The 18046-nt window shown below is 60.0% G+C and carries 17 protein-coding genes; 8 read left to right on the top strand and 9 right to left on the bottom strand.

Features of this window, described 5'->3' with window-relative positions; genetic code table 11:
* Positions 1-21 precede the first annotated feature (21 nt).
* Positions 22-1377, bottom strand: a complete 1356-nt coding sequence (gorA, locus tag ABQX22_RS03460; protein ID WP_349796507.1) for a glutathione-disulfide reductase — start codon at positions 1375-1377, stop codon at positions 22-24.
* A gap of 147 nt (positions 1378-1524) precedes the next feature.
* Positions 1525-2355, bottom strand: coding sequence for a UTP--glucose-1-phosphate uridylyltransferase GalU (gene galU, locus ABQX22_RS03455; protein WP_349796505.1), 831 nt, complete (start codon positions 2353-2355; stop codon positions 1525-1527).
* Between the two features lie 305 nt (positions 2356-2660).
* On the opposite strand from galU, the gene ABQX22_RS03450 reads away from it, so the two are divergent.
* Together ABQX22_RS03450 and ABQX22_RS03445 are read left to right on the top strand one after the other, a co-directional pair.
* Positions 2661-2846, top strand: coding sequence for a hypothetical protein (locus ABQX22_RS03450; RefSeq protein WP_349796503.1), 186 nt, complete (start codon positions 2661-2663; stop codon positions 2844-2846).
* Between the two features lie 125 nt (positions 2847-2971).
* Positions 2972-3253: a hypothetical protein gene (locus tag ABQX22_RS03445; protein WP_349796501.1), complete on the top strand. Its 282-nt coding sequence runs from the start codon at positions 2972-2974 to the stop codon at positions 3251-3253.
* A 60-nt stretch (positions 3254-3313) separates the two neighbouring features.
* Here the strand turns inward: ABQX22_RS03445 and ABQX22_RS03440 are convergent, their stop codons facing one another.
* Positions 3314-3673, bottom strand: coding sequence for a hypothetical protein (locus ABQX22_RS03440; protein ID WP_349796499.1), 360 nt, complete (start codon positions 3671-3673; stop codon positions 3314-3316).
* A 169-nt stretch (positions 3674-3842) separates the two neighbouring features.
* Here ABQX22_RS03440 and ABQX22_RS03435 point away from each other — a divergent pair, with 169 nt between their 5' ends.
* The 3 genes from ABQX22_RS03435 (at position 3843) to alkB (ending at position 5108) form a co-directional block, all read left to right on the top strand.
* Positions 3843-4148, top strand: a complete 306-nt coding sequence (locus ABQX22_RS03435) for a DUF1883 domain-containing protein (RefSeq protein WP_349796497.1) — start codon at positions 3843-3845, stop codon at positions 4146-4148.
* A 67-nt stretch (positions 4149-4215) separates the two neighbouring features.
* Complete coding sequence (locus ABQX22_RS03430) at positions 4216-4395, top strand: hypothetical protein (RefSeq protein ID WP_349796495.1); 180 nt, start codon at positions 4216-4218, stop codon at positions 4393-4395.
* 32 nt (positions 4396-4427) lie between these two features.
* Entirely contained in the window at positions 4428-5108 is a 681-nt protein-coding gene (alkB, locus tag ABQX22_RS03425; RefSeq protein ID WP_349796493.1) for a DNA oxidative demethylase AlkB, read from the top strand.
* Positions 5109-5247: 139 nt separating this feature from the next.
* Here alkB and ABQX22_RS03420 read toward each other — a convergent pair whose 3' ends face one another.
* The 4 genes from ABQX22_RS03420 to gnd form a co-directional block, all read right to left on the bottom strand.
* Complete coding sequence (locus tag ABQX22_RS03420) at positions 5248-7056, bottom strand: glycoside hydrolase family 15 protein (RefSeq protein ID WP_349796492.1); 1809 nt, start codon at positions 7054-7056, stop codon at positions 5248-5250.
* Between the two features lie 171 nt (positions 7057-7227).
* Complete coding sequence (locus ABQX22_RS03415) at positions 7228-8055, bottom strand: HAD family hydrolase (RefSeq protein WP_349796490.1); 828 nt, start codon at positions 8053-8055, stop codon at positions 7228-7230.
* The gene (gene zwf / locus ABQX22_RS03410) at positions 8052-9590 is read right to left on the bottom strand and encodes a glucose-6-phosphate dehydrogenase (protein ID WP_349796488.1); all 1539 of its coding nucleotides are present in this window, start codon (positions 9588-9590) and stop codon (positions 8052-8054) included. The genes ABQX22_RS03415 and zwf overlap by 4 nt, the downstream gene beginning before the upstream one ends.
* Positions 9590-10567 carry a phosphogluconate dehydrogenase (NAD(+)-dependent, decarboxylating) gene (gene gnd / locus ABQX22_RS03405; protein ID WP_349796486.1) on the bottom strand — a complete coding sequence of 326 codons (978 nt, stop codon included), beginning with the start codon at positions 10565-10567 and terminating at the stop codon, positions 9590-9592. The genes zwf and gnd overlap by 1 nt, the downstream gene beginning before the upstream one ends.
* Positions 10568-10886: 319 nt before the next feature.
* On the opposite strand from gnd, the gene ABQX22_RS03400 reads away from it, so the two are divergent.
* Both ABQX22_RS03400 and ABQX22_RS03395 read left to right on the top strand, forming a co-directional pair.
* A complete protein-coding gene (locus ABQX22_RS03400) occupies positions 10887-11054 on the top strand; it encodes a DUF6026 family protein (protein WP_349796484.1) in 168 nt (55 codons plus the stop codon).
* A gap of 363 nt (positions 11055-11417) precedes the next feature.
* Positions 11418-13163 (top strand): phosphoethanolamine transferase CptA, encoded by a 1746-nt coding sequence (locus ABQX22_RS03395; RefSeq protein WP_349796482.1) that lies wholly within the window; start codon positions 11418-11420, stop codon positions 13161-13163.
* A gap of 231 nt (positions 13164-13394) precedes the next feature.
* Here the strand turns inward: ABQX22_RS03395 and ABQX22_RS03390 are convergent, their stop codons facing one another.
* Positions 13395-14942, bottom strand: a complete 1548-nt coding sequence (locus ABQX22_RS03390) for a TerC family protein (protein WP_349796480.1) — start codon at positions 14940-14942, stop codon at positions 13395-13397.
* Between the two features lie 372 nt (positions 14943-15314).
* Positions 15315-15806 (bottom strand): GNAT family N-acetyltransferase, encoded by a 492-nt coding sequence (locus ABQX22_RS03385; protein ID WP_349796478.1) that lies wholly within the window; start codon positions 15804-15806, stop codon positions 15315-15317.
* 628 nt (positions 15807-16434) lie between these two features.
* On the opposite strand from ABQX22_RS03385, the gene glgA reads away from it, so the two are divergent.
* The gene (gene glgA / locus ABQX22_RS03380; protein ID WP_349796476.1) at positions 16435-18021 is read left to right on the top strand and encodes a glycogen synthase GlgA; all 1587 of its coding nucleotides are present in this window, start codon (positions 16435-16437) and stop codon (positions 18019-18021) included.
* The last annotated feature ends 25 nt before the right edge of the window (positions 18022-18046 follow it).

Here is an 18046-nt window from a genome sequence, read left to right as displayed (position 1 = left end):
TGTTTACAGTGACGCCCGGTGTCAGCGAGTGGCGGTACGCATGGTCACGAATTCTTCCGCAGCGGTAGGATGCACACCGATGGTGTCGTCGAAAATGCGCTTGGTCGCGCCGGCCTTGATCGCAATGGCCAGGCTCTGCACGATCTCGCCGGCATCCGGGCCGACCATATGGCAACCCAGCACTTTGTCGGTTTTGGCGTCCACCACCAGCTTCATCAACGTGCGCTCCTGATCGTCGGTCAGGCTCAGCTTCATCGGTCGGAAACGGCTCTCGAAAATCTGCACCTCGTGCCCGGCCTTTTTCGCATCTTCCTCAGTCAAGCCGACCGTGCCGATATTGGGCAGGCTAAACACAGCAGTGGGGATGTGATCATAGTCCACCGGGCGGAACTCATCGGGTTTGAACAGGCGACGCGCCACAGCCATGCCTTCTGCCAATGCCACCGGGGTCAGCTGAACGCGACCGATCACGTCGCCCAGGGCAATAATCGACGGTTCGCTGGTCTGGTAGTCATCGTTGACCTTGACGAAGCCATTGTCGTCGAGCTCGACGTTGACCGTCTCCAGGCCCAAGTTGTCGAGCATCGGACGCCGGCCGGTGGCATAGAACACCAGGTCGGTGTTCATCGAGCGACCATCCTTCAAGCCCAGTTGCAGCGTGCCGTCGGCCAGCTTTTCGATGCTAGCGATGTCGGTGTTGAACTGGATATCCAGGCCGTGCTTGGTCAGCTCTTCGTGCAAGTGCGTACGCACGCTACCGTCGAAGCCCCGCAGGAACAATTCTCGCCGGTACATCAGCGTGGTTTCGGCACCCAGGCCGTTGAAGATCGAGGCGAATTCCACCGCGATGTAACCGCCGCCGACCACGACGATGCGCTTGGGCAGCTTGTCCAGGAAAAACGCTTCGTTCGAAGTGATGACGTGCTCGCTGCCCGGGAACTGCGGCACGTGAGGCCAGCCACCGGTGGCGATCAGAATGTGTTCGGCAGTGTGCACCTGGCCGTTGATTTCAACTTCATGGGGGCCGCGCAGTTTGGCGTGGCCTTCCATCAGCGTCACGCCGCTGTTGACCAGCAGCTTGCGGTAGATGTCGTTGAGGCGATGAATTTCCCGGTCCTTGTTGGCGATCAGGGTCGCCCAGTCGAAGGACGGTTCACCCAGGGTCCAGCCGAACCCTTTGGCGTGACCGAATTCTTCGGAGAAGTTGGCGCCATACACCAGGAATTTCTTGGGTACGCAGCCGACGTTGACGCAGGTGCCGCCCAGATAACGGCTCTCGGCCACCGCCACCCGCGCACCGAAACCGGCGGCAAAGCGCCCGGCACGCACGCCACCGGAACCGGCGCCAATTACAAACAGGTCGAAGTCGTAGGCCATCATTTTCTCCTTAACGGTGCGCTAGCATAACCGCTAAACCACTGTTGGTCAGCGCTGCAGGACAGAAACGACAAAGCCACCCGGAGGTGGCTTTGTCCTGCATACAGCTGCGTGGCAAAAGCCGGTGCAGCTGCTACCGCATGCCGCTTACAGTTCTTTGTAGAAGTGTTCGAAGCAGAAGTTGGTGGCTTCAACGTAGCCTGCCGCACCGCCGCAATCGAAGCGCTGACCCTTGAATTTGTAGGCCAGCACGTTGCCTTCAGCAGCCTGCTTCATCAGGGCATCGGTGATCTGGATCTCACCGCCTTTGCCTGGCTCGGTCTGCTCGATCTTCTCGAAAATATCGGGCGTCAGGATGTAGCGGCCGATGATCGCCATGTTGGTTGGCGCATCTTCAGGCTTTGGCTTTTCAACCATGTTGGACACACGGAACAGGCCCGGCTTGATCTCTTCACCGGCGATGATGCCGTACTTGTGAGTCTGATCGGCAGGCACTTCCTGGATGGCGACGATGGAGCACTTGTAGTGATTGTGCAGCTTGACCATCTGCTCCAGGACGCCGTCACCTTCGGTGTTGACGCACAAGTCATCGGCCAGGACCACGGCAAAGGCTTCGTTGCCGATCAGCGGACGGCCGCTGAGGATAGCGTGGCCCAGGCCTTTCATTTCGGTCTGACGGGTGTAGGAGAAGCTGCACTCGTCGATCAGCTTGCGGATGCCGACCAGGTATTTCTCTTTGTCGGTGCCCTTGATCTGGTGCTCAAGCTCGTAGCTGATATCGAAGTGGTCTTCCAGCGCGCGTTTGCCACGGCCTGTGACGATGGAGATTTCAGTCAGGCCGGCGGCCAGGGCTTCTTCCACGCCATATTGGATCAGTGGCTTGTTTACAACTGCCAGCATCTCTTTGGGCATGGCTTTGGTCGCTGGCAAAAAGCGAGTGCCGTAACCGGCTGCAGGGAACAAGCATTTCTTGATCATATGAGTCCTTGATAAGGCTTTTGGGGGTGTTGCGGCGCAGTCTAATCAGGCGGCGGTTGCCTTACAATGCTCGCCACTGGCCGTTTGATGCCATGGTAGAGGAGTCTGAGCGAAGATAGTTCCGCGCGGGCTGTGAATACGATGAGCGACCGCTCAAGTCGATGACATCTCCAGGGGCAAGCGTAGCCGTTCGGCGCCTTGTTACGTAAGAAATTTCTCACATGCCGCGTCCGGTGACGCCCCAGGCGACAGGTTCATGTCCGGGCCTTATGATGCGCAGCCTTTCCCCTGAACGAGATGGATACATGTCGGACGTAAAAACTGTAAACGGTTACCAGATCAAGAAGCTGGCAGACAACCAGTGGTGGGTCTGCGGGCTGGGCGACGAAGCCGTTGCCGGGCCGTTCCCCACTGAAAGCCTGGCGGTCGAAGTGGCCGCCGTGTTCGAAGACACCCCAGCGCCCCGCCGCCGCTCCGACCCGAAAAACTGACGCTGATCGCCGGGACGGCGCAGGCCATAAATGATTTCGGTGATGCCGGAACGATGGCACTGCCCACCAGTCGAAGAAACGCTGTCACCGACCCTCTCCCGGCCCTCATCACGAAGCATTCGAACATGACCAAGATTTTGTCGCTTATCGCAGTACTGGGCCTGACCGGCTGCGCTACCGCTGAAAACACCTACATGAAAAACGGCGCCCAGGGCCTGAGCATCGATTGCTCCGGCGAGGCGATGTCATGGGCCGCCTGTTACGAGAAGGCTGACGCGTCCTGCGCGGGCACCGGCTACAACATCATCAGCACCGACGGCACGCCGCAGCCTAAGGAAAGCGACAAGACCCTGGGGGTCGATGTCGGCAACTACAAGACCCGCAGCCTGCTGGTCAGCTGCAAGTAACCGGTCGGGCCGCCGCCAGCGCGACGGTGGCGCCACCACCTGCGCTGACGCGGGCTTGCATCAACCTTCGCCGGAAATGCACGCCGTGGCAGCGCGCTGCACATCCTTCGGCCGCATCGGCACGTTACTGATGCGCTCGTAGACCTTGATCGAGCTGCCGCTGGAACGCGGTTCGATGTCGACGATGGCGGCAGGGTCACCCTGGATCAACTTTTGCGGAACGATGATTCGCAGCCCTTCATGACGCGGTTCAAGTTGGGAAGGCTTGCGACTGTCTGCAATCTTGTGCAGAAAACACTCGGCATATTCCTTCGGGTTCTTGCCTGACATGACGCTCATTGTTGCGGGTGTGTGTTCGATATCGGCGACCGTGGCACAGCCAGTCATCGCAAGAGCCAGAATAACAACAGCCAGTTTCATACAATCCCTCCAGTAAAGGTGCTTACGACAGGCCGATGCACGATAAAATCCCTCCGGATTGCACTTTCGATTGAAAACAACGCAAAAAAACGTCGGCAACGACAACGGCCTGGCGACTGCATGTTATCGTTTCGGGCTTTGAAGAATTAGTTAATTTGCGGAGAGATCCATGAAATTCGTACACCAGCGCGAGCACCTCAACGAAGACGATCTGGTCGTCATCGAATGCTCGCAACTCTGCAATATACGTTTGATGAGCGACGCCAATTTTCGCAGCTTCAAAAACGGCGGTCGCCACACTTACCACGGCGGCGCCTTTGACACCTTCCCCGCCAAGATCAATGTACCGAGCAGCGGTTTCTGGAACATCACCATCGACACCGCCGGACGCAAAATGGACAGCAACGGTGGGCGCAAGACTACGTTCACCCATTCGATCAAGATCGTGCGTCGCTCGTCCTCCCGCCTGAGCTGATTCAGGCCATTCAACACCGGGCTGTGTGAAATATTTGTCTCCGGACGCAGCCCGACAGGAGTTTTTTGTGACAGCCCCTACCCCGACCGTGAAATACGCCATCAGCTACAAACTGAATGGCGAGCGCCGCTTCGAATTTGCGCAATTGCAATCGCCGTCCGCCGAAGAAGCCAAGGCTGCGCTGGAAAAAATGCACAGCCAGAGCGACGACGTGATCACTGAAGTCAAAGTCAGCAAGGCGCTCTGACCGCCACTCGGCACGCGCCAAAGGTGGACACCATGATGCAACGCAAAGGCGAGACACCCGCCACCCTCGATCTGTTTGCCGACGACACTCCGCAACCGCCCGCCACGGAACAGATCGGCCCCTGTTCCTTTGTGTTTCGTGGCTTCGCCCTGCCCTTGATCGATCGGCTGTTACCGGCCCTGGAATCGGTGCTGCAGCAGGCGCCCTTCCGGCACATGGTCACCCCCGGCGGCTTTACAATGTCCGTGGGCCTGAGCAGTTGCGGCGAGTTTGGCTGGACCACTGACCGCAGCGGTTACCAGTACACCGCGCTCGACCCGCAAACCGGCCAGCCCTGGCCCGACATGCCCGCAGTCATGCACGAGCTGGCCCGGACCGCAGCGGCAGCCGCAGGCTTTCCCGACTTCGATCCGGATGCGTGCCTGATCAACCGCTACATCCCCGGCGCAAAAATGTCGCTGCACCAGGACAAGGACGAACACGGCCTGCAGTGGCCGGTGGTGTCGGTGTCACTGGGGCTGGCGGCAATGTTTCTGTTCGGTGGCGATGCACGCAGTGACAAGACGCAGAAAGTGCCGTTGTTTCACGGCGATGTGGTGGTGTGGGGCGGCGTGGACCGCCTGCGTTTTCATGGCGTGATGCCGATCAAGCAAGGGAGCCACCCGCAGTTGGGCGAACAACGAATCAACTTTACCTTCCGCAAGGCGCGGTAGGCGTTTTGCATCTGACGGGTAGGAGCTGACGAGCCCCAGCGAGGCTGCGATGCGGTGTATCAGTCAGAACATTCATGGCTGATACACCGTGATCGCAGCCTCGCTCGGGCTCGTCAGCTCCTACAGGGTTTGGGGTCGCTTATACGCTATTCGCCGTAGCGCGGGTCTTCACGGGGCACACCACGCGGTTCAGGTTGAGCGCGGTGTTGATGATGCCGATGTGGCTGAACGCCTGGGGGAAATTGCCCAGCATCCGCTGATTGCGCGGGTCGTATTGCTCGGCCAGCAGGCCCAGGTCATTGCTCAACCCGCACAAGCGCTCGAACAGCGCTTGCGCTTCCTCTTCACGCCCAAGCAGTACGTACACGTCGGCCAGCCAGAACGAACACACCAGGAACGTCCCTTCGCTGCCGGACACGCCATCCACGCTGCGGTCACTGTCGTAACGCAGCAACAAGCCGTCCTGCATCAAGGCTCGCTCGATCTCCGCCACAGTGCCCACCACCCGTGGATCGTCCACCGGCAAAAAGCCTGTCAGTGCAATCTGCAGCAGGCTGGCATCCACCGCTTTGGAACCGTAGGTCTGCACGAAGCTGCCCAACTGCGCGTCGTAGCCGTTGGCGCAGACATCCGCGTGAATCTCGTTGGCCACGGCGCGGTAATGCAGGCCACGGGCGCGTTCTTCTTCATCGTCGCTCTGGGCCAGCACTCCGGCGTTGCGGTCGAAGGACACCCAGGCCATGACTTTGGAGTGGGTGAAATGCCGTGGCTCGGAGCGAATCTCCCAGATGCCCGCATCGGGCAGATGCCAGACGTTTTCCAGGAACGGCATGATGACTTTCTGGATTTCAGTACTGCGCGGCAAGCGCGGCAGACCGCTCTTGAGCGCCTGGGTCATGGCGTCCGCCACCTCGCCGTAGACGTCCAGTTGCATCTGCGTGGCCGCGCCGTTGCCGACCCGCACCGGTCGCGATGCCTCGTAACCGGCCAGCCACGGCAGCTCGTATTCGGGCAGCCGTCGTTCGCCGGCCAGCCCGTACATGATCTGGATTTGTTCGGGGTTGCCGGCGATGGAGCGCAGCAGCCAGTTGCGCCAGGCGGTGGCCTCTTCGAAGTAGCCGAGGTTCATGAACGCCAGCAAGGTCATGGTCGCATCCCGCAGCCAGCAGAACCGGTAATCCCAGTTCCGCTCACCGCCCAGCTGCTCCGGCAACGAGGTCGTAACCGCCGCGACGATGCCCCCGGTAGGCGCGAAGGTCATGGCCTTGAGGGTGATCAGTGAACGCTTGACCTGCGCCGTCCATGGCCCGACTTCCGGGCAACGATCGGAAAACGCCAGCCAGAATTGCTCGGTCTGTTCCAGCGCACGTTGTGCGTCAAACGCTTCACGCATTTTTTCGTGGGACGGCTGCCAGGCCAGGGTGAACGCACCCCGCTGCCCGGCTTCGACCCGAAAGCGGCTTTGCGTGTGGTGATCGGTCGGGCGCAGCTCGGCGGGGGTTCGCAGCACCAGCATGTCGGGGCCGGCGACGGCGGTCAGGGTGTGGGCATCCCGGGTCTCGACCCACGGTACGGTGCTGCCGTAATCGAAGCGGATCGCCAGGTCCATGCCGAAATCGACCCAGCCTTCGAGCCCGACGATCATGCGCGCCACGCTGTTCTCATTCTCCATGGGCATGAAGTCAATGAGCACCGCGCGGCCGGTGTCAGTAGTGAAGACTGTTTCCAGAATCAGCGTGCCGTCGCGGTAGGCGCGCTCGACCTGGGTGTTCGGGTCCAGCGGGGCAATTTTCCAGCGCCCGTTGTCGACATCGCCCAGCAACGCAGCGAAACAGGCCGGGGCGTCGAAGCGCGGGAAGCACAGCCAGTCCAGCGAGCCGTCACGGGAGACCAGAGCGGCCGTCCGGCAGTTGCCGAGCAGCGCGTAATCTTCAATCAATACCGCCATGGAATGAACATGCCTCTTTTGAATGCCGCGCGGATCGGACGACCGGTCACCTGTCGCTTCCTGCATTCCCTGTAGGAGCGAACTTGTTCGCGAAGACGTCAGTGAACCAGACAAAGCGCTGGCGTTTGAAACATCGCATTCGCGGACAGGTCCGCTCCCACGTTGACGGATTTACAGTGGTTTACGCGGCAACACGTATCGCTCGATCGCCATCGCCACGCCGTCTTCCAGGTTGCTGGCCGTCACGTGGGTGGCGTGAGCCTTGACCTCGCTCTCCGCCTGCCCCATCGCAATGGACAGCCCGGCCTTGAGGAACATCGCCACGTCGTTGCCCGCATCACCGATGGCCGCCGTGTGCGCCAACGGCACGCCCAGGGCTTCGGCAAGGTCGATCAACGCGGTACCCTTGTTGGCGTCCAGCGCTGTCACATCCAGGTAGTACGACTGCGAACGGGCCGCCCGCGCATGCTCGACGATCAGCGGATTGAGCTGGGCCTCAAGACGCTTGAGCAGCTCGAAATCCTTGCTGGCGGCGACGATCTTGTCGATCCGGTCCAGGTAAGGCTCGAAGCTGTCGACCTGGACGTAGTCATAGCCCAGCGTGCCGCGCTCGTGGCCGACGTAATCGCCGTCCGGGTCGAGCAACAGCCATTGATCGTCGGCGAACACCCACGCTGCCACCGGCTGCGTGGCAAACAGCGCAAGGCTGGTACGCGCCGCGACCGGATCGATGCGATGGGCTTTGAGCAGGCTGCCGTCGGGGTTGATGATGTTGGCGCCATTGAACGCCACGGTGGGCAAATCGATACCCAGCGCTTCGATCTGCTGACGCATCGCCCGCGGCGGACGGCTGCTGGCAACGGAAAAATGCACACCGGCAGCGCGCAGTTGCGCAACAGCGTCGATATTAGCCTGACTCAGGCTGTGATCGGGCCGCAAGAGCGTGCCGTCTATGTCGGAGAGCATGAACCGGACGAGGGACTGCGTCGCGCCACTCATCCCAGTTGCTGCCAGCTGTGACCGTCGCGCGCCAGCAGTTCATCCGCTGCCGCAGGACCGTCTTCGCCGGCCTGATAGGTCTCCACGCGCGGGTCCTTGGCCCACGCATCAATGAACGGCTGCACCGCCCGCCAGCCGTTTTCGATGTTGTCGGCGCGCTGGAACAAGGTCTGGTCGCCGGTCATACAGTCGTAGATCAGGGTTTCATACCCGGTGGACGGCTGCATTTCGAAGAAGTCCTTGTAGGCAAAGCCCATCTCGATGGTCTGGGTGTCCAGGGTCGGCCCCGGTTTCTTCGCCTGCAGGTCGAACCACATGCCTTCGTCGGGCTGGATCTGGATCTTCAGGAAGTTGGGCGCGACGCGGTCAATGTCGGTGTCACGAAACTGCGAGTACGGCGCAGGCTTGAAGCAGATGGCGATTTCGGTGTCGCGCACGCTCATGCGCTTGCCGGTTCGCAGGTAAAACGGCACGCCCACCCAGCGCCAGTTATCGACCATCACTTTGAGGGCGACGTAGGTTTCGGTGGTGCTGTCGGGCGCGACGCGGTCTTCCTCGCGGTAGCCCGGCACGCTCTTGGCGCCCACGGTGCTTTCGGTGTACTGAGCGCGCACCGAGTTGGCCAGCGCTTCCATCTCCGACCACGGACGAATGGCGCCGATGACCTTGGCCTTCTCGCCACGCACCGCGTCGGCACCGAAGGCAGCCGGCGGCTCCATGGCCACCATCGCCAGCAACTGGAACAGGTGATTGGGCACCATGTCCCGCAAGGCGCCGGTGGTTTCGTAAAAACTGCCGCGGGTTTCAACGCCCACGGTCTCGGCCGCCGTGATCTGCACGTGATCGATGTAATGGTTGTTCCAGAACGCTTCGAACAGGCCGTTGGAAAAACGGCTGACCAAGATGTTCTGCACGGTTTCCTTGCCCAGGTAGTGGTCGATCCGGTAAATCTGCTTTTCGGTCATGACCTTGAGCAAGCAGCTGTTAAGCGCGACCGCACTGGGCAGGTCGTGGCCGAACGGTTTTTCGATCACGACGCGGCGGAAATAGTCATCGCCCTCGCCGCCTTCACCCTCGACCATCAACCCCGACGATCCCAGGCGCTTGGCGCATTCCATAAAGAAGCGCGGCGCGGTCGCCAGGTAGAACACGGCGTTGCGGGTGCCGGTGCTTTCGATCTTGGCGGCGATGTCGGCGTAGGTCGAGTCATCCAGAAAATCACCCTGAATGTAGGTGATCCGCTCGGCGAGACTGCCCCACAGCGCAGGGTCCAGCGGCTCCTTGCCGCCTTCGGCGACTTTGCCGGCCGCCTCCTGGCGAATGAAATCCTCGAGCTTTTTGGCGAAATCGGCGTCGCTGATGGCGTTGTGGTCAACGCCGACGATGTGCAGATTTTCCCCCACCAGACCGTCGCGGGTCAGGTTGTACAGCGCCGGCATCAGCAGACGCTTGACCAGATCCCCGTGAGCACCGAACAGGAACAACGTCGTGGACGGCGCAACCTTGGCTTTGTGCTTGCTTCGGGATATCCCCATTATTTTGGTTCCTTGTGACCACCAAAACCGAAACGCATGGCCGACAGCATCTTGTCGCCGTACGTGCTTTGTTGACGGGAGCGGAAACGCGCAAACAGCGAAGTCGACAGCACCGGCACCGGTACGGCCTGCTCCATGGCGGCTTCGATGGTCCAGCGGCCTTCACCGCTGTCGGCCACAGAACCGGAATAAGCATTGAGCTGCGGATCGGTGGCCAGTGCGTCGGCAGTCAGGTCCAGCAGCCAGGACGAAACCACGCTGCCGCGACGCCAGACTTCGGCGATGTCGCCCAGGTTCAGGTCGAAGCGCTGCTCAGCCGGCAGGTTGTCGGAGTTCTTGGTCTTGAGGATGTCGAAACCTTCGGCGAAGGCCTGCATCATTCCGTATTCGATGCCGTTGTGGATCATCTTCACGAAATGGCCCGCGCCCGGTGGGCCGGCGTGGATGTAACCGTGCTCGGCGCGAGGGTCGGCATCCTTGGCGCGGTCAACGGTGCGCGGGATGTTGCCCAGGCCCGGCGCCAGCGTCTTGAACAGTGGATCGAGGCGCTCGACCACGTCGGTCTCGCCGCCGATCATCATGCAGTAACCGCGCTCCAGGCCCCACACGCCGCCGGACGTGCCGACGTCGACGTAGTGCAGCTGTTTGTCCTTGAGTGCGACGGAGCGACGAATGTCGTCCTTATAGAAGGTGTTGCCGCCGTCGATGATCACGTCATCCGGCTCGAGCATTTCGCTCAGCACGTTGATGGTGTCTTCGGTGGGCGCGCCGGCAGGCAACATGACCCAGATGGCGCGAGGCTTATCCAGCGCAGCGACCAGTGCGGCGAGGTCGTTGGCTGGCGTCGAACCTTCGTTCGCAAGCGCGGTGCGAGACTGCTCATCGCGATCATAGACCACAGTCGTGTGGCCATTGAGCATCAGTCGACGTGCGATGTTGCCGCCCATGCGGCCTAGTCCAACAATCCCGAGTTGCATGTAGAGGTGCTCCTTGATTCGAAATAAGGTGCCTCATTTTATAACCCAGTGCCGCTTGTAGGGTTAGTCCGGTGAGGCAGACGAAGGTTTCCGGGTGAATTTTGTTTCATGTCTGAGGACACAAGAGCGTCAAGCTTGCGCCATGACGCCCTTTTTCGCGATCAAGAAACGTTCGCGACATTAAAAAATAAAAAAGTTCCTTTTTCGTGCAAAAGAAATCAGACTTTGCGCCGATAGAGGTATGAGCAGGGACAATTCGGATCACGACAGTCGCTGCTTGAACCTTCTGAAGTTGAACCCGCCATTTGCGAGGTAAGCAATGGGCACTGTATTGATGACACCACAAACGCTGTACGTAACCATCCGCCGTGACGAGCTACGCCAGCTCAAGGAAGACCGTGCGATGCTGCAAAAGAAGGTTGAAAACCTGACCTTGCTGCTGCAACAGGCTCACCTGACCGGCCCTGGCAACGCACTGCAGGCGTGACATCAGCGCTTCACCCTGTACGCCCGTATCCCGTGGCAAGCCCGATCAGCTGGCTTGCCCCTGTCGACACCGCTTCTGCTCCCCTCTCCTTGAAAACCAATCCGCGCGTCCTGCTTTTCCCCTGCGCTGTCGCTCGCTACTCCGACCTGAAACATCCCGCAACGTTCCCGCTCACCGTTTGCTGCCCCCTGCCCGATAACCCGACATTCCTGTGACGGGAACATGACAGTTTTTTCACTTTTGGCTCCCCATACTCCGCGCCCTTGAGGGTTGGACGCCTTGATTCAATGCGCGTCGAAGGTGACATGTTGCCTGCCGGACATTGGATCGGTCGTCTGAACGATATCTGTGGTGGAGCGTTTGATGGCAATTTCAAAACGGAGTGCTAAAACTCCGAGCGGGTTTGACTGGGCTGGCCTGGCCTGGCTGTTTTTCTTCTTCTGGTATTTCTCGGGCATCACCCAACTGCTGATCCAACTGACCGACACGTCGGGGTTCGCCGGCTTTCGCCAGGCTTTCGTCCTGAGCGGCATCTGGCTGGCGCCGATGTTGCTGTTTCCGAAAAAGACCCGCGTGATGGCCGCCGTGATCGGCGTTGTGCTCTGGGCCTGCTCGATGGCTGCCCTGGGGTATTTCTTCATCTACCAGCAGGAGTTTTCCCAGAGCGTCATCTTCATCATGTTCGAATCGAACGTGTCGGAAGCCGGCGAGTACATGACCCAGTACTTTGCCTGGTGGATCGTGCTGGCGTTCATCGCCCACACTGCGTTCGCGATTTTCCTGTGGACCCGCCTGCGCCCGGTCTACCTGCCCCGGGGCCGCGCCTGGGTCGTGGCCACCGCCCTGCTGGTGGCGATCATCGGCTACCCGCTGGCCAAACAGATGGCCCGGCATGACGACGTTGCCTCGGGCCTTGAGGCTTTTGAATCGCGCATCGAGCCTGCGGTGCCATGGCAGATGCTGGTGGCGTACCACCGCTACACCCAGCAACTGGACAACATGCAAGGTATGCTCGCCAGCAGCAGCAACATCGCGCCGCTGAAAAACCTCAATGACCAGCAGGCCAATCTGCCGACGACTCTGGTGCTGGTGATCGGCGAATCCACCAACCGCCAACACATGCACCTGTACGGCTACCCGCGCCAGACCACGCCCAACCTTGACCAACTCAAGGATCAGCTGGAAGTTTTCACCAACGTGATCACGCCCCGCCCGTACACCATCGAAGCGCTGCAGCAGGTGCTGACCTTTGCGGATGAGGAATCACCGGACCTCTATTTGAAGACACCGTCCATTGTCAGCGTCATGAAGCAAGCCGGGTACAAGACCTTCTGGATCACCAACCAGCAGACCATGACCAAGCGCAACACCATGTTGACGACCTTCTCCGAACAGGCCGACGAGCAGGTGTACCTGAACAACAACCGCAACCAGAACGCCCGCCAGTACGACGGTGACGTGATTGCGCCGTTCGCCAAGGCACTGGACGACGCCGCGCCACGCAAGCTGATCGTGGTCCATTTGCTGGGCACGCACATGGCCTATCAATACCGCTACCCGCCGTCTTTCGAGCAGTTCACCGGCCGTGAAGGCGTGCCGGCGGGCATCGATGACAGCAAGCTGCCGCTGTACAACAGCTACGACAACGCGGTGCTGTACAACGATTTCGTGGTCTCCAGTCTGATCAAGACCTACAGCAAGGCCGACCCCAATGGCTTTTTGTTGTACCTCTCCGACCACGGCGAAGACGTGTACGACTCGCCCGGGCATAACGTGCTGGGCCGCAACGAAGCCAAACCCACGATCCCGATGTACACCGTACCCTTTATCGCGTACGCCTCGCCGAAATGGAAAGCGAGCCACGACTGGAATTTCGACAGCATCAAGGACCGCCCGTACAGCAGCTCACAACTGATTCACACCTGGTCTCAATTGGCGGGACTCAGCTTTGATGAACTGGACACCACCAAGAGCCTGGTCAGTTTCGACTTCAAGGAACGTCCGCGCCTGATCGGTGACCCGTACGGGCCACGGGGCTTGAGCGACTTCGCGCACATGGAGAAGCCCGCTGTGCCGTTCACCCAGCCGCCGGAAGTGGCGGTGAAGTAAAAACGCCGCGCCCTGGAACGACAAAAGGCCTGCGCGATGCAGGCCTTTTTTTGTGTCATTCCACCTGCAAATATCACATCACCGTGGGAGCGGACCTGTCCGCGAATGCAATCTGCCAGGCGCCGGGGGTGTATCGGGCCCACTGACGTCTTCGCGGACAGGTCCGCTCCCACAATGACTGCGCCCGACCTCCCCCTCGCGCCGGACGCTGATCCTACAAAAAAGGCAGCATCACGCCTTGCGCAACAACACCCGCGTCACGCGTCGTTCGCGGACCTGCACCACCTTCAGATGCCAGCCCTGGGCCTGCAGTTCATCACCGATCACCGGCAGGCGATCCAGCAGGCTCACCACAAGGCCCGCCAGGGTCTGGTAATCCTCGGTGGCGGCGGCTTTGAAACCCGTGCGTTCGCGCAGGCGGTCCAGGTTCATGGCGGCGTTGACCAGCACCCCGTCACCCTCTTCCACCAGGTCCGGCCCCTCGAGTTCGCTAGCGTCCGGCAGCTGGCCGGCAATCGATTCGAGAATGTCGGTCATGGTCAGCAGGCCGGTGAAGTCGCCGAATTCGTTGACCACGAACGCAATGTGCGTCGATTCGCTGCGCATCTGCTCCAACGCGTTGAGGATCGAGAAGCTGTCCAGCAGGTTGATGGCCTTGCGCGACAGGTGCTCGAGGTTCGGTTGCTTGCCCGCCAAAAGCTCGTTCAGCAGCTCCTTTTTGTGCAGGAAACCCAGCGGCTCCTCAATGCGACCGGCGCGGATCAACGGCAGGCGCGAGTAGGACGACTGCATCAACTGCTGGCGAATGGTGTCCGGGTCGTCCGCCAGGTCGATGCAGTCGATGTCGTTGCGCACCGTCATCACCGAGCGAATCGGACGCTCGGCCAGCTGCAGCACGCCGCTGATCATCACCCGCTCGCGTCGATCGAACACCACCTGATCGGCACCGCCCTCCAGCATGTCGGCGATCTCTTCGCCCACCTCGTCGGCGCCGGGTTTGCGTCCGCCCAGCAAGCGCAACACCGCATGGGCTGTGCGTTCACGCAACGGCAAACTGCCGTGGTGGTGACGCTTGCGCCGCGACCGGGCCAACTGATTGAACAGCTCGATCAGGATCGAGAAACCAATGGCCGCGTACAGATAGCCCTTGGGAATGTGGAAGCCCAGGCCGTCGGCGGTGAGGCTGAAGCCGATCATCATCAAAAAGCCCAGGCACAACATGATCACCGTGGGGTGCGCGTTGACGAAATTCGTCAGCGGCTTGCTGGCGATGATCATGATGCCGATGGAGAACACCACCGCGATCATCATCACCGACAGGTGCTCCACCATGCCTACCGCGGTGATCACGGCGTCCAGGGAGAACACCGCATCGAGCACCACGATCTGCGCGACGATGGGCCAGAACACTGCGTAGGACGCGCTGCCGGATTTTTGCGCGACATGCCCTTCCAGCCGCTCGTGCAGTTCCATGGTGGCCTTGAACAGCAAGAACACACCGCCGAACAGCATGATCAGGTCGCGACCGGAAAACGTTTTGCCGAAGACTTCCAGCAACGGCTCAGTCAGCGTCACCATCCACGAGATGCTGGCCAGTAAGCCCAGGCGCATGATCAGCGCCAGGGACAGGCCGATCACCCGGGCCCGGTCGCGCTGCTCGGGCGGCAACTTGTCCGCCAGGATCGCGATGAACACCAGGTTGTCGATACCCAGCACCAGCTCCAGAACAATCAGCGTCAACAGGCCCAGCCAGGCCGTGGGGTCTGCAATCCATTCCATGGGTCAGGCGTCCTTGATCGGTGAGGTAAAGACTGCGGGCACGGCACAACACACCGCGCGTGGAAGCGTGGCGCGGTCAGCGGGATCAGGGCAGGAAGCGAGGGCGTCAGGGATGCGACAGCGGGATGACAAAACGTGATGCCCATTCAACGAATGGAAGGGGCAACTGGGAGGTTCCAGTGAAAGTGACATGGGCGTCCAGAAATCAATACGGGACGCGATCCTACCCCTGCAGCGGAAAAAACTGACAGCTGAGAACTGTTACAAATTCTTCAGCGGCTCCGACCTGTAGGAGCGAACTTGTTCGCGAAAGCGTTCAACCTGACACACCCTGTCGTCCGCTTCGCCAACAAGTTGGCTCCTACAGAAGCGTTACAACGCCTTCTGCCAGAACAACGCCCGGCCCATCTTCGGATCAAGGGTGTAGTCGTCAAAACCCAGTTTGCGGTACGCGCCCTGGGCCACGGCGTTGCCCTCCAGCACTTCCAGAGTGATCTTGCAGCAGCCGCGCTGGCGGGCGATTTCCTCGACCTTCATCAGCATTTTCTGGCTGATGCCCTGGCCTCGGTAAGCCGCGATCACTGCCACGTCATGCACGTTGACCAGTGGCCGGCAGGCGAAGGTCGAGAACCCTTCGAAGCAATTGACCAGCCCCACCGGCTCACCGGCAATGAACGCCAGGACGCTGAACGCATGGGGCCGCTTGGCCAATTCCAGGGCCAGTTGCTGGCGCGTGTCCATGGAGAGGGACTGGCCACCCCCCATGACATCTTCAGCGTATTGATTGAGTACAAAGCCGATCGCTTGCGCATGGACCGGGTTGGTGTAGCTGGCTTGCAGTACCAGAACCTCTGGGGTTTCCATTTCCATCCTCTACCGCTCAGTGCTGTTCAGGCGACGTGAAAGCCTCGGGCGTCCACGTGCCGCAGGGCGAAGATTCTAACGCGCCACGCGCAAAAATGGTCCGAGACATATGTAGGAAACGTCTCCGCCGCAAGGGACATGCACCTGATTCGCACCGAATCGGCACAGTAGCCGCACCGACAAGAGGCACTCATTCCTTTTTCCGTTTCAGTGGCTGAGACGACCACCCTGCAAACCACTAGACGAGGCTGTGCACGTTTTTGATTGTCAAACAATCCGACCAATGGTCGCAGGCCCGTTTTGAACAACCGGCTGCTCTAATAGAGGGCATTTCTGCGACCTCCAGACGATTGCCGAAGCCGTGACACTTCCTACAAACGGCTTCTATGCCACGTGCCAGACATTTCCGAGAAAAAAAGGCGAAACTTCTACAAATGGCCTGGGTCAGGGTATTAGAGCGCCTATGCTGTTGCATCAAGCCCGAGCAGAGGCCGCCTTTACCCCGTCCAGTCACTAAGCAGTCGGTAAATGGGTATCGATCTTGCGTAGGACTTGTGTGCCTGGCCATAGGACATGGCCATTAAATGCTCAAGTGCTGTATCAACACTGTATCGAACTGGAGAAAAAGATGATTAGTGCCGCTGTCAAAACCCAGAAGGGAGAGAGTTTTAATCAGCCGGCCAGCGAGCTGACCCATCTGCCGGTCTTCGCAACGACGAGCGTGCCCGCGCTGCAACTGCCTCCTGTTCAACCAGGGATGTCTATGGCGAACCGGAAGAAAGTCCTGTTCGTGACATCGGAAATGGCCGACCTGGTGAAAACCGGCGGTCTGGGTGATGTGTCTGCTGCACTGCCGCGCGCCATGCGCCACTTGCACGATGTACGCGTGCTGATTCCCGGCTATCCACAGGTCATCAATAGCGGAAACCCGATTTACATCATCAGCGAACTCAATGGCCACGCCGCCTTGCCCCCTTGCAAGATCGGCCGTATGGACATGAAGGACGGGCTGGTGATCTATGTGTTGATTTGCCCGGAACTGTACGAACGTGAAGGCACGCCCTACGGCGACAACCAGGGCCGCGACTGGTCGGACAACCATATCCGCTTCGCGCGCCTGGGCCTTGCCGCTGCTGAATTCGCCGCCGGCGCGGTGAAGACGCAGTGGTGCCCCGAGCTGGTTCATGCCCACGACTGGCCTGCCGGTCTGGCCCCTGCCTATATGAAGTGGCGCGGGCAGACGACGCCGAGCATTTTCACCATTCACAACCTGGCGTATCAGGGCTTTGTCAGCACGGCGTCGAGCCGCGAGCTGGGCATTCCTGATTCGGCCCTGGGTCCCGATGGCATGGAGTTCTACGGCAAGCTGTCTTTTATCAAGGCCGGCATGGCGTATTCGAGCCACATCACCACCGTCAGCGCGACCTACGCCAAGGAAATCACCACACCTGAATTCGGCTGTGGCCTGGAAGGCTTTCTGCAGAGCAAGGCCGACCTTGGCAAGCTCAGCGGCATTCCCAACGGCATCGATGAAAGCTGGGACGCGGCCACCGACGACCACCTGATCTGCCGCTTTGCGCCCAACGAATGGACGCGCAAGGAAATCAACGCTGATTACGTGCGTGAACTCTTTGAACTCGAGCCGTCAACCGGTCCTCTATTTGCTGTGGTGTCGCGTCTGGTTTACCAAAAGGGTCTGGACCTGACCATCAGCGTTGCCGAGCACATCGTCAACAACGGCGGACAGATCGCGATTATCGGTCGTGGCGAGCCGGAAGAAGAAGACGCCATGCGTGAGCTGGCTGCCCGGTTTCCCGGTCAGATCAGCGTGCGGGTCGGCTTCAACGAAACCGACGCCCGGCGCATGTTTGCCGGCAGCGATTTTCTGTTGATGCCATCGCGCTACGAGCCTTGCGGCTTGAGCCAGATGTACGCCCAGCGATTCGGCTCTTTGCCGATCGCGCGCAAGACGGGCGGCCTGGCCGACACCATCGAAGACGGTTGCACGGGCTTTTTGTTTGATGAGTCCACCGTAGAAAGTTACGCCGAAGCCCTGACCCGTGCATTCAAGGTCTTCGCCCATCCGCAGCTTCTCAATGCCATGCGCTGCCGTGCAATGGCTGCCCCGTTCGACTGGCACAAAGCAGTTGAACCGTATGCTGACCTTTATCAGGAACTTCTGAAGAAGAACGTGGGTGTTTCGCTGCAATACTGATTGATGAATTGACTACAAGGGGTAA

Origin of the sequence: Xanthomonas sp. WHRI 1810A (genome assembly GCF_040202885.1) — a bacterium.
In the GTDB taxonomy this organism is placed as follows: domain Bacteria; phylum Pseudomonadota; class Gammaproteobacteria; order Pseudomonadales; family Pseudomonadaceae; genus Aquipseudomonas.
Note: the sequence above shows the minus strand (reverse complement) of the source record. Positions and strands in the feature narration are given on the sequence as shown.